General features: G+C 36.6%; 9 protein-coding genes and 1 tRNA gene. 9 read left to right on the plus strand and 1 reads right to left on the minus strand.

The genetic code is table 11. The features are described from left to right. The first annotated feature begins 3 nt into the window (after positions 1–3). Both KHA96_RS23335 and KHA96_RS01440 read left to right on the plus strand, forming a co-directional pair. Positions 4–633, plus strand: a complete 630-nt coding sequence (locus tag KHA96_RS23335; protein ID WP_349305705.1) for a sulfatase/phosphatase domain-containing protein — start codon at positions 4–6, stop codon at positions 631–633. Between the two features lie 816 nt (positions 634–1,449). Next, positions 1,450–1,662, plus strand: coding sequence for a hypothetical protein (locus tag KHA96_RS01440; RefSeq protein WP_213127520.1), 213 nt, complete (start codon positions 1,450–1,452; stop codon positions 1,660–1,662). Positions 1,663–1,904: 242 nt separating this feature from the next. Here KHA96_RS01440 and KHA96_RS01445 read toward each other — a convergent pair. Further along, a tRNA-Arg gene (locus KHA96_RS01445) sits at positions 1,905–1,978 on the minus strand. 135 nt (positions 1,979–2,113) lie between these two features. On the opposite strand from KHA96_RS01445, the gene KHA96_RS01450 reads away from it, so the two are divergent. From KHA96_RS01450 to yihA, 7 genes are all read left to right on the plus strand, one after another. Continuing rightward, entirely contained in the window at positions 2,114–3,124 is a 1,011-nt protein-coding gene (locus KHA96_RS01450) for a tetratricopeptide repeat protein (RefSeq protein WP_213127521.1), read from the plus strand. A gap of 146 nt (positions 3,125–3,270) precedes the next feature. Continuing rightward, positions 3,271–4,560, plus strand: coding sequence for a trigger factor (gene tig / locus KHA96_RS01455; RefSeq protein ID WP_213127522.1), 1,290 nt, complete (start codon positions 3,271–3,273; stop codon positions 4,558–4,560). 223 nt (positions 4,561–4,783) lie between these two features. After that, on the plus strand, positions 4,784–6,049 hold the full coding sequence (clpX, locus tag KHA96_RS01460; protein ID WP_213127523.1) for an ATP-dependent protease ATP-binding subunit ClpX: 1,266 nt from the start codon (positions 4,784–4,786) through the stop codon (positions 6,047–6,049). A 146-nt stretch (positions 6,050–6,195) separates the two neighbouring features. Then, the gene (locus tag KHA96_RS01465) at positions 6,196–6,663 is read left to right on the plus strand and encodes a transposase (RefSeq protein ID WP_349305639.1); all 468 of its coding nucleotides are present in this window, start codon (positions 6,196–6,198) and stop codon (positions 6,661–6,663) included. 680 nt (positions 6,664–7,343) lie between these two features. Beyond that, positions 7,344–9,008, plus strand: a complete 1,665-nt coding sequence (gene lonB / locus KHA96_RS01470; protein WP_213127524.1) for an ATP-dependent protease LonB — start codon at positions 7,344–7,346, stop codon at positions 9,006–9,008. Between the two features lie 229 nt (positions 9,009–9,237). Beyond that, on the plus strand, positions 9,238–11,514 hold the full coding sequence (lon, locus tag KHA96_RS01475) for an endopeptidase La (protein ID WP_481748216.1): 2,277 nt from the start codon (positions 9,238–9,240) through the stop codon (positions 11,512–11,514). Further along, positions 11,511–12,101: a ribosome biogenesis GTP-binding protein YihA/YsxC gene (gene yihA / locus KHA96_RS01480; RefSeq protein ID WP_213127526.1), complete on the plus strand. Its 591-nt coding sequence runs from the start codon at positions 11,511–11,513 to the stop codon at positions 12,099–12,101. The genes lon and yihA overlap by 4 nt, the downstream gene beginning before the upstream one ends. Positions 12,102–12,167: the final 66 nt, after the last annotated feature.

A 12,167-nucleotide genomic window follows, 5' to 3' on the forward strand; every position in this document is an offset into this window, starting at 1 on the left:
CATATTGATGATCAAGTAGGTAGATTTATGCAGTCCTTAATTGAATACCAACTTTATCATAATACTGTCATTTTATTTGTTTCGGATCATGGTGAACTTCTTGGAGACCATAACTTTTTAGCAAAATCTCTTGCATATGAAGGCAGTGCTAAAATACCTTTCATTCTTTCTGATCCTGGTGATCTTTTAGGAATAAAAAAAGGTACCACTTGTGACAAAGTTGTTGAACTTAGAGATATTATGCCAACCTTACTCGATGCAGCAGAAATAAAAATTCCTGAAACAGTAGAAGGAAAAAGTGTGATTCCTTTAGCTAAGGAAAAAGATACTTACTGGAGAGAATATTTACATGGAGAACATACATATGGCGATTTATCACATCATTTTATCGTAAATGGAAAAGAAAAATATATTTGGTATTCTCAAACAGGTGAAGAGCAATATTTTAATCTTGAAGAGGATCCGAAGGAATTGAATAATTTAATTAATGATGAAAGAAATAAGGAAAAAATCACTTTTCTAAGAAAAAAATTAATTAAAGAGCTTGAAGAAAGAGAAGAAGGATATTCAGATGGAACGAAACTGATAGTTGGATGCAAGCCTAAAGCAATATTAAATTCTATTTTTAATTAAAAAATCGCGGATAAATGTTGATCAACAATTATCCGCGATTTTCTTTTTGTGTCCCAGGAGAAAATCGAACTCCCGCCCCACTACTTTCATTGCTAAGCATGATGATCTATCAGAAGAACTAGTTTTTGAAGCTTAGAAAGAATCAGTGGATAACGGATAAAGCTTTGGAGCTGCCCAGAATGAAAAGATAAATCACGATCGATGATGAACCCACGTATCAGGAGACGTAGAGGGTATGATTCGAAATATCTATCGCAAAATACAAGAAAATCAAGAAAATAAATGGAAATAGAAGTACGGAAATGGAGTCAAATTTCGGGATTCCGGTCATGTGATTAGACTAAAAGAGTCTTTTGCTCTCCTCAAAAGCAAAAAGCACTTTTACGGCAAGTATAAATGCTTTCAGAGCCATAAAAGATATATAAAAATAATTTGTCAGTATGGATTATATCAAAGGAAGTGCACTTTACTACTTTCACCTATTCACGGAAATATCTCCTTTCCTGTTGTTACAATTAGTCTAAAAACAAGAGTAAAAAAAATCATGAATGTTTATTTGATAAATTTGAACTGCCGATAAATGATTGATAACCGTATAAGATAATAGAAATTATCATTGCTACTATGAAATGGTGAATACGAGAAAATTTCATATATTTGATGAAATTTACTTTTTTGAAAAGTGAAATAATAGGAAAAGCATAGATAAAATTTACTATAAAATTACTAAAGAAATATAACAAAAACCTTCCATATGTATATTTGAAAATCCATATTGTCCCAACCGGGAAGGCACCCAAAACGATAGATAGTAAGGTGGAAATCGCTGCTTTCTTACCGCCTCTTATTTTCCAAAACTTAAAATGGCTACCAACAAAAACGATTATCATTGTAAGTAAAGAGGATAATATGGAAACGGGTAAGTATCGTTTCACTGATTTTTTTGAAGTAAAAAAAATAGTTAACCACGAAGAAAACAATAATATTCTAATCAAAAAACTTAACATTATTTTCACCCCTTCTTTTTAAAATTGTTAACAATAATTTTAAAAATATGTAAGGTGGTTCACGATTGAATAATGATGAGTACAATAGGATGAAATATCTAGAAATAATGCTCCAAAAATATAGCGATAAAGCTTCAAGAGTGGGAACCATCAATTCTCTTAGAAAATCAATCCGGCCCCATAAACAATTTATAAGATGGTTATGAAATAAAAGAAAAACGCCAAGCCTATATAAATATCAATAGGTTTGGCGTTTGTTATGTACGTCCCAGGAGAGATTCGAACTCCCGACCCACAGCTTAGAAGGCTGTTGCTCTATCCTGCTGAGCTACTGGGACAATTAATTAAGACATTTTTCATTATAGGAAGGATGCGAAATAAAGTCAATAGAAAAATTAAAAAAAGAAGGAATTTGTTTTCTTTTCCTGTATTTGTTAAACTATTTTCAATTATTTATGATGGGCGGTACTATCATGAAACGAGACCAAGGTGAACAAGATACAGGTAAAATAATACCATTTCCAGGTTTGAAACAAAGATATTTTGAAAAAGGAATTGCTTGTTTAGAAGCGCATAATTTTGATGAAGCTGTACAATTACTCCGTCAGGCAAAGGAAATGAGTGAAACAGATCCTCATATCAATTCAGCTTTTCTAGCAGCTTTATACGAAAACGGAGACTATCCAGAAGCAAGATTAGTTGCAGAAGAAGTCCTGCGCGAAGGTATTGGTAATTATTATGAAATCATTGATGTATATTTAATGATTCTCATTCAATTAAATGAACATCAATACGTTATTGATACAATCGAGGCTCTGTTTGACGAAAAAGAAGTGCCAGCACATAAAGCGGAGCATTTTTTAACCCTTTTACAATTAAGTAAAAAAGTTGTTGAAAATAGCGAACATGATTTTTCAGGTGAATTTTCAATAGATCAAGGTATTTTTAATAGTAATGACTTATATGAGCAAACAATCCAATTAGGTAGTCTTGTTGATAAAAATATTCATCCTTATTTGGATTCATTAATTAATATGCTTGCAGACGATACTACTCATCCATTTCTAAAAACGATTGTGCTGAATGTATTACGTGAAAATAAAATTGAAAAAAACGTAAATGTAAAAAAGTTAAAGTTGGAAGGTCAATTTATTCCAGCTAATCTTTTGCAAATTCATGATATGCCGTTATTTGTAGCTATTAATAATAATCTTGAATTCCACTTAGGAGATCACAACCCAGTATTGTTAGAACAGCTAAAAGAAATGAGCGGTAGGCACGCTTTTATTCTTTATCCATTTGAATTAAGTAAGACAGATCCAATATTATGGGCTGCTGCTTATCGCTGTATGGGATATGAATTGTATGGAGAACAATGGGATAAAGAAAAAATTGCTATTAATTTCGGTGTCAATAGTGAAGAAATGGTTGATGCATTCTCCTACTTATTAACTTTAGAAGAAATTTCTTCACCTATTATATAGCTACAATTGTTGAAAGGAACTAAGCTGTGGTATAATATAATGGTTATGCCGAACTGCGGATACATTATCCAAAAGTGGTTTTTCATACGGCAGTTTCTAAAAATGGAAAATTAAGAAACGATTATATATTGTTGGAGGTAATGAATATGAGCGCAAAGTGGGAAAAACTAGAAGGAAATAAAGGTGTTTTAACAGTAGAAGTAGATGTTGAAACAGTAGCAAACGGTCTAGATGTTGCATTTAAAAAAGTGTCCAAACAAGTAAATATTCCAGGTTTTCGTAAAGGTAGAATTCCAAGATCAATGTTTGAACAACGCTTCGGAGTGGAAAGTCTATACCAAGATGCACTTGATGCAATTTTGCCAGATGCATACATAACTGCGATTGAAGAAACAGGTATTGAGCCAATTGATCGCCCAGACATCGAGATTGAGCAAATGGAAAAAGGAAAAGAACTTATTTTCAAAGCGACTGTTCAAGTTAAGCCTGAAGTGAAGCTAGGTGAATATAAAGGTCTTGAAGCGGAAAAAATGAATACTGATGTTACAGATGAAGATGTTGAGGCTGAACTAAAAAGTCTTCAAGATCGCCAAGCTGAGCTTGTCGTAAAAGAAGAAGGCGAAGTTGCTCAAGGAGATACGGTTGTCATTGACTTTGATGGCTATGTTGATGGTGAACCATTTGAAGGAGGTAAATCTGAAAATTACTCCCTAGAAATTGGATCAGGTTCATTTATCCCTGGGTTCGAGGATCAGTTGGTTGGTGTAAAAGCTGGCGAGGAAAAAGATGTTGAAGTAACGTTCCCTGAAGAGTACCATGCAGAGGAATTAGCTGGAAAACAAGCTGTATTTAAGGTGAAAGTTCATGAAATAAAATCGAAAGAGCTGCCAGAACTTGATGATGAGTTTGCTAAAGATGTTGCTGAAGAAGCAGAAACTCTAGAAGATTTGAAAGTATCCATTAAAAATCGTTTAACTGAGAGTAAGAAAAACGAAGCGGAGCAAAAACTTCGTGACGAGGTTGTAGAGAAAGCAACTGAAAACGCTGAAGTTGAAATTCCAGAAATCATGATATCAACTGAAGTTGATAGAATGCTTCAGGAATTTGAACAACGTTTACAAATGCAAGGAATGAATCTTGAACTTTACTTCCAGTTCTCAGGTCAAGACGAGGATGCTTTGCGCGCTCAAATGAAAGAAGATGCTGAAAAGCGTGTGCGTACCAACTTAACATTGGAAGCTATCGCTAAGGCAGAAAATATTGAAGTGGATGAAGAGTCTGTTAACGAAGAAATGAAGAAAATGGCTGAAGCTTACCAAATGGATCTTGAAGAAATTAAGAGACTTCTTGGCGGTAATGCGGATAACTTAAAAGCGGACCTAAAAGTTCAAAAAGCAGTTGAATTTCTTGTTGAAAACAGCAAAACTGGTGCATAATAATAACTAACACTAACATAAGATATAAGACTCAGGATAAAACAAGGCACGGTAATGTTCGTGCCTTGTTTTATCCAAAGTGAATACATAACTGGAATAAATATGGATGTTTTTTGAATGCTTTTAATGGTTATTAATCGGAATAATATGTTACAATGCATTACATAACTATTGACATTTCGATAAATGTAGTAGTTGTAGCTTTTAAAAGGGGTGAGATTCAATGTTTAAATTTAATGAGGAAAAAGGGCAACTTAAATGTTCTTTTTGTGGCAAAACACAAGAACAGGTCCGCAAACTAGTTGCCGGCCCTGGTGTATATATATGTGACGAATGTATTGAGCTATGTACTGAAATAGTCGAGGAAGAGCTTGGAACTGAAGAGGAAGTAGAATTTAAGGACGTACCGAAGCCGCTTGAAATACGTGAAATTTTAAAGGAATACGTAATAGGCCAAGATCAAGCAAAAAAATCTCTCGCCGTAGCTGTTTATAATCATTATAAAAGGATTAATTCCAACAGTAAGATTGATGATGTAGAGCTTGCGAAAAGTAACATTTGTTTAATTGGTCCTACGGGAAGCGGAAAAACGCTTCTTGCGCAAACATTGGCGCGCATTCTTAATGTGCCATTCGCCATTGCAGACGCGACTTCCTTAACTGAAGCAGGTTATGTTGGTGAGGACGTAGAAAATATTCTACTTAAATTAATTCAAGCTGCTGACTATGACGTTGAAAAGGCTGAAAGAGGAATTATTTATATCGATGAAATCGATAAGATTGCCCGTAAATCTGAAAATCCTTCTATTACACGTGACGTATCTGGAGAAGGAGTTCAGCAAGCTTTATTGAAAATCTTAGAAGGAACAGTAGCGAGCGTTCCTCCACAAGGCGGTCGCAAACATCCTCATCAAGAATTTATTCAAATCGATACGACTAATATTTTGTTCATTTGTGGTGGTGCCTTTGATGGTGTAGAACAAATTATTAAACGTAGATTAGGGCAAAAAGTGATTGGATTTGGATCGGATGTTAAGCAGGAAGAAGTAAGCAGCAAAGGATTGCTAACAAAAGTCCTTCCAGAAGATTTACTTCGATTTGGCTTGATTCCAGAATTTATCGGACGTTTGCCTGTAATCGCAAGTTTGGAACAATTAGATGAAGAAGCATTAATTGAAATTTTAACTAAGCCTAAAAATGCGCTTGTTAAACAATATCAAAAAATGCTCGAGCTTGATAATGTAGAACTTGAATTTGAAGACGAGGCCCTTCACGAAATTGCGAAAAAAGCGATTGAAAGAAAAACGGGTGCACGTGGTCTTCGCTCCATTATTGAGACAATAATGCTTGATGTGATGTTTGAGTTGCCATCACGTGATGATATTGCAAAGTGTATCATTACAAAAGATTCAGTGGTCAATAACAAACCACCAAAGCTTGTTCTTGAAGATGGAACGATTATAAAAGGAACAGAAAAAACATCAGCATAACCCTTAAGAACCTAGACACCTCTTTCAAGAGGAAGTCTAGGTTTTTTGTTATCCCATTAACTGTATTCCAAAAGTTAGCTGCTTTTGCTTTACAGTTGAAATACACTTCAACTTACCATAGGGCATGAAAAAGTCCTCCAAACTTAGTGGAACTGAAACAACAGGAAAAAGAAACGATTCAACAAATGGTGGATCTCTCCAGGGATCGGATCGATTTCCAAGTACTTAAATCTTTTCTGGGAATCGGAGCACAGACTGCCGTCAAGATTATCGCTGAATTAGGGGATATTCACCGTTTTAAAAACCATAAACAAGTGAATGCGTATGCGGGAATTGATATTCAACGGTATCAATCCGGAAAGCTTCAGCATCAAGATCGGATTAATAAACGCGGGAATAGAAGGCTGCGGAAACTCCTGTTTTTCATGATAATGACGATGATCTCCCAACGAAAAAGGTCACAGAATCGGATTGTAGATTATTATGATCAATTAAAAAAGCAACCTCAGAACAAGCATCATAAGGTTGCCGTAATAGCATGTGTGAATAAGTTCCTGAAAGTCGCATTTCACCTTATTCAACACGGCATCCTGTATAACTACGAATTGTCTTAAGCAAGTTAGTAACAGGATAATCTCACTATAGCACAAAAGACATTGTGAAAAAACAGATTTTCGATAAGTCTATTTGGCATACGTATTTTTATTTATTGGTTCTTTTCCAGGAGATTGTTGCTTTTAAGCAAAACCTGTTGAAGGTTGATTGGAGCGAAAGTGCGAGACTCCTGCGGGATTAGTGGGACAGGTGAGACCCCACAGGCGTTTACGCCGAGGAGGCTCACCGCCCGCCCCGCGGAAAGCGAGCAACTGTAGCGGAAATCAAGCTTCCGCATTACTTAGTTAAAAGCAACAAAGTTTGCGCAAACAGCCTATTGATAATTATCCGTTCTTAAATTTCATTTCCCAACAAAATAAGTTAGGAAAAATACTTGACTACAGGTAAGAAAGCGTCCGCCTGAAGCGTAACTCAACAGTATTTCATGGAATCCCTATATAGAAGGACTTGGTTTAACCTAAACCGCTAATTCCACTGGTCTTCGTGTTTTCTTACAGTTCAAAATAAGTTGTTTTTTCTTTTTAAAAAAATAATTTATGCGGGAACAGACTTAATATTAGAATTTGAGCTCCACTTTTGATTGTGGATTTTTTTAGAAGTGCCAAAAACTCGGTTTATTCCCATTCGGTGACGGAAATACTAATCACTATGTGAATCAGTGTTTCTAGGAGGGAATCCGATGAATTGGACAGTGCTTGTTTTGATGATACAGCTTTTTTTTGGAATCGTAATCGGAATGTATTTTTTAAATTTACTTAAAAACCAGCGTTCCCAAAAAGTGACTATTGATAAAGAATCAAAAAAGGAAATGGAACAATTAAGAAAAATGCGAGGCATTCGTTTGTCTGAGCCATTAGCGGAAAGAGTACGTCCGGCAAGCTTTTCCGATATTGTCGGTCAACAAGATGGAATAAAAGCATTAAAGGCTGCGCTTTGTGGTCCAAATCCGCAGCATGTCATAATTTATGGACCTCCTGGGGTTGGAAAAACAGCAGCAGCAAGATTAGTTCTTGAAGAAGCAAAGAGAAATCAACGCTCTCCTTTTCGTTCCGACTCTATCTTTGTAGAATTAGACGCAACAACAGCAAGATTTGATGAACGAGGAATTGCAGATCCATTAATCGGTTCTGTCCACGATCCTATTTACCAAGGGGCAGGAGCGATGGGGCAGGCAGGGATTCCACAACCAAAGCAAGGGGCAGTTACAAATGCGCATGGAGGGGTCCTTTTCATCGATGAAATTGGGGAATTGCATCCCATACAAATGAATAAATTATTAAAAGTATTAGAAGATAGGAAAGTTTTCTTAGAAAGTGCTTATTATAGCGAAGAAAATTCACAAATTCCTGCTCATATTCATGATATTTTCAAAAGAGGCTTACCAGCAGATTTTCGTCTTATTGGTGCCACAACGAGAACACCTAACGAAATCCCACCTGCCATCAGGTCACGATGTATGGAAGTGTTTTTCAAGGATTTAGAACAGCGTGAAATTATAGCAATAGCCAAAAATGCAACGAATAAAATACAATTGGATATTAAAGATTCCGGTTTATCTATTTTATCTTCTTATGCGAGAAATGGACGTGAAGCCGTTAATATGATGCAAATTGCTGCAGGACTGGCCATTACCGAAGACAGGGAATATATTCGGGATGAAGATATAGAATGGGTAATTCGTTCAAGTCAATTGACTCCAAGATATGAAAAGATGATTTCACAAAATTCAGAGGTAGGCATTGTGAACGGGCTGGCAGTTACTGGTCCAAATAGCGGAATGCTGCTTGATATTGAAGTGACGGTTTTTCCGTCTGATAACGGGACCATTAATATTAATGGAATTATTGAGGAAGAAAGCATTAATGGTCAAGGTAAATCTGTGAAGAGAAAAAGTATGGCTAGAGGCTCTGTAGAGAACGTCATTACTGTTTTAAAGACGATGGGAGTACCCGCAAATCAATATGATATACATATTAATTTTCCAGGAGGTGTCCCAATTGATGGGCCTTCCGCTGGAATCGCCATGGCGGTTGGCATTTATTCAGCCATTTATAAAATACCAGTGAAAAATACGATTGCTATGACAGGTGAGCTCGGACTACATGGTGATGTAAAGCCTGTTGGCGGTGTATTTTCGAAAGTAAAAGCCGCAAAAAGTGCCGGTGCAAAAGCAGTAATCATTCCTGCAGATAACAACCAGTCCAGCTTAAAAGAAATTGAAGATATTACAATCATTCCTGTAAAAAAACTAGAAACCGTTTTGGAAGAAGCATTATTGAAACATCAGGATCACGAAATAATCTCAACAAGTATGCTGAGTTCACACAATAAAAAAAGCGTATGATGTTCAACAAAGCCTCTTTCTCGACATTGTACATCTCAATAGGCTAAAATTGAAAAAAGACTCTAGGGAAGTATTTATTTTTTTCGCTTGAGCGCTTTCAGTTACTTCTTAAGACTTTTCATGATGCTATAACCGAAGTAGACTGCTTCGCTCAGGCTTTTTCAATTATGGAGGTGTAGATTTGAAGAAACAAACCGAGCAGCTCGTTCCTCTCCTGCCATTACGAGGAATGCTTGTGTACCCGACAATGGTGCTTCATTTAGATGTTGGCCGTGCGCAATCCGTACAAGCATTAGAGCAAGCAATGCTAAATGATCATTTGATTTTTTTAGCAACACAAAAAGATGTGTCCATTGATGAACCAGATGAAGATGATATATATATAATGGGAACCTTAACGAAGGTTAAGCAAATGTTGAAACTTCCAAACGGGACAATCCGTGTGCTAGTTGAAGGCTTAACACGTGCAAGATTTTCATCTTTAAGCAACCAAGGAACGTATTACGCGGCAACATTAGAACTGTTTGAAGATGAAATTGAGCCAGACATTGAAATACAGGCACTCATGAGAACGATGCTTGAGTATTTCGAACAATATATAAAACTTTCCAAAAAGATTACAGCAGAAACATTTGCGACTGTCGCTGATATTGAAGAACCTGGAAGAATGGCGGATATTATCGCTTCCCATCTCCCGCTAAAACTTCCGGATAAACAACAAATTCTAGAAACTATTGATGTAAAACAACGCCTTAGCAATATTATTAAGATCATTCATAATGAAAGAGAAGTACTGAATTTAGAAAAGAAAATTGGTCAGCGTGTCAAGCAATCGATGGAAAGAACGCAAAAAGAATACTATTTGCGCGAGCAAATGAAAGCTATTCAAAAGGAACTCGGAGATAAAGAAGGAAAAACAGGTGAGATAGCTGATTTAACAGAAAAAATTGAAGCGGCGAATATGCCGGAACATACTAAAAAGACAGCTTTTAAAGAGCTGGATCGCTATGAAAAAATCCCTTCCACCTCCGCTGAAAGCTCGGTAATAAGAACTTATATTGATTGGCTCGTTTCTTTGCCATGGACAAAAGCAACGAAAGATGATTTAAGTATTCAGAAAGCGGAAAAAATACTTGAACGTGATCATTTTGGGCTTGAAAAAGTAAAAGAGCGAGTACTTGAATATTTAGCAGTTCAGCAACTAACAAAATCTTTAAGAAGTCCAATTCTTTGTCTAGTCGGTCCTCCTGGAGTTGGTAAGACAAGTCTTGCTAGATCCATTGCAGAATCGATGGGGCGAAATTTTGTACGGATATCATTAGGCGGCGTTAGGGATGAATCTGAAATTCGTGGACATAGACGAACATATGTAGGAGCAATGCCAGGTAGAATCATTCAAGGGATGAAAAAAGCGGAAACGATTAATCCTGTGTTTTTATTAGATGAAATAGATAAAATGTCGAATGATTTTCGCGGCGACCCTTCTTCTGCTATGTTAGAGGTTCTTGACCCTGCACAAAATAGCACGTTTAGCGACCATTATATAGAGGAAACATATGATCTCTCAAAGGTCATGTTTTTAGCAACCGCCAATGATTTAGCTACGATACCTGGACCTTTGCGAGATCGAATGGAAATTATTACAATTGCCGGCTATACTGAATTGGAAAAGGTTCATATTGCAAAAGAGCATTTACTCCCAAAACAAATTCGTGAGCATGGGCTGACTAAAACCCAACTGCAAATGAGAGATTGCTCGATACAACAATTAGTTCGTTATTACACTCGTGAGGCCGGTGTTCGTGAATTAGAAAGACAACTTGCATCTATTTGTCGAAAAGCTGCCAAAATAATCGTGTCGGGTGATCGTAAAAGAGTGATTGTCACTGGCGACAATATAGAAGAGATCATTGGAAAGAAAAAATACTCATATGGACAGGCGGAGCTGGAGGACCAAGTTGGAGTGGCAACAGGTCTAGCATATACGGCAGTTGGCGGAGACACTTTGCAAATTGAAGTTTCACTTGCCCCCGGAAAAGGAAAACTTGTCCTCACTGGAAAATTAGGAGATGTAATGAAGGAATCTGCTCAAGCAGCATTTAGCTATGTTCGCTCAAAAGCAGAGGAATTAAAACTGGAAAAAGACTTTCACGAAACATGTGACATTCATATCCATGTTCCAGAAGGTGCTGTTCCAAAGGATGGTCCTTCAGCAGGGATTACAATCGCTACTGCTTTAGTGTCTGCTCTTACAGGTCGGCCAATCCGAAAGGAAATAGGAATGACTGGGGAAATTACACTTCGAGGCAGAGTGTTGCCTATTGGTGGATTAAAGGAAAAAACATTAAGTGCACATAGAGCAGGATTAACGACCATCATATTACCGAAAGAAAACGAAAAGGATATTGATGATATTCCGGAAAGTGTTCGTGGTGATTTGACATTTGTTCCTGTATCACATATGGATGAGGTGCTGAAAACAGCACTTACAGGAGAGCAAATATGAAAGTACATCAAGTAGAACTTGTAATTAGTGCAGTAAAACCTGAGCAATATCCTAGTGAGGGCCTTCCAGAGTTTGCCCTCGCAGGTAGATCGAATGTAGGCAAATCATCATTTATAAATAAAATGATTAATAGAAAAAGCATGGCAAGAACTTCATCGAAGCCTGGAAAAACACAAACGCTAAATTTTTATAAAATAGAAGAATCCCTCTATTTTGTCGATGTTCCAGGCTATGGATATGCAAGGGTTTCAAAAAGGGAGCGGGAAGCATGGGGGCAGATGATTGAAACGTATTTCACATCAAGAGAAGAGTTGCTGGCTGTTCTAATGATTGTTGATTTACGTCATCCTCCAACAAAAGATGATGTGATGATGTATGAATTTCTAAAGCATTATGACCTCAAATGTATAGTCGTTGCAACAAAAGCAGATAAAATTCCGCGAGGAAAATATGATAAACATAAAAAAGTCGTGAAAGAAACACTTGATCTTGATCCAAATGATGAGATTGTTGTATTTTCCTCTGAAACTGGCCTTGGTAAAGATAATGTATGGAATATATTAAGTAATCTAAGCAAAGTAAGATAAGTGCAATCGCTTTGTTTATCAGCGATTAGAATTTAAAAACGGGTATCATGAGAATATTCTCGGATA

It is taken from the genome of Bacillus sp. FJAT-49711, assembly GCF_018343715.1.
In the GTDB taxonomy this organism is placed as follows: domain Bacteria; phylum Bacillota; class Bacilli; order Bacillales; family Bacillaceae_C; genus Lederbergia.

Coding starts and splice junctions, on each gene's coding strand:
- KHA96_RS01450 (WP_213127521.1), top strand. CDS start 2,114: ATGAAACGAGACCAAGGTGAACAAGATACAGGTAAAATAATACCATTT.
- tig (WP_213127522.1), top strand. CDS start 3,271: ATGAGCGCAAAGTGGGAAAAACTAGAAGGAAATAAAGGTGTTTTAACA.
- clpX (WP_213127523.1), top strand. CDS start 4,784: ATGTTTAAATTTAATGAGGAAAAAGGGCAACTTAAATGTTCTTTTTGT.
- lonB (WP_213127524.1), top strand. CDS start 7,344: ATGAATTGGACAGTGCTTGTTTTGATGATACAGCTTTTTTTTGGAATC.
- lon (WP_481748216.1), top strand. CDS start 9,238: ATGCTTGTGTACCCGACAATGGTGCTTCATTTAGATGTTGGCCGTGCG.
- yihA (WP_213127526.1), top strand. CDS start 11,511: ATGAAAGTACATCAAGTAGAACTTGTAATTAGTGCAGTAAAACCTGAG.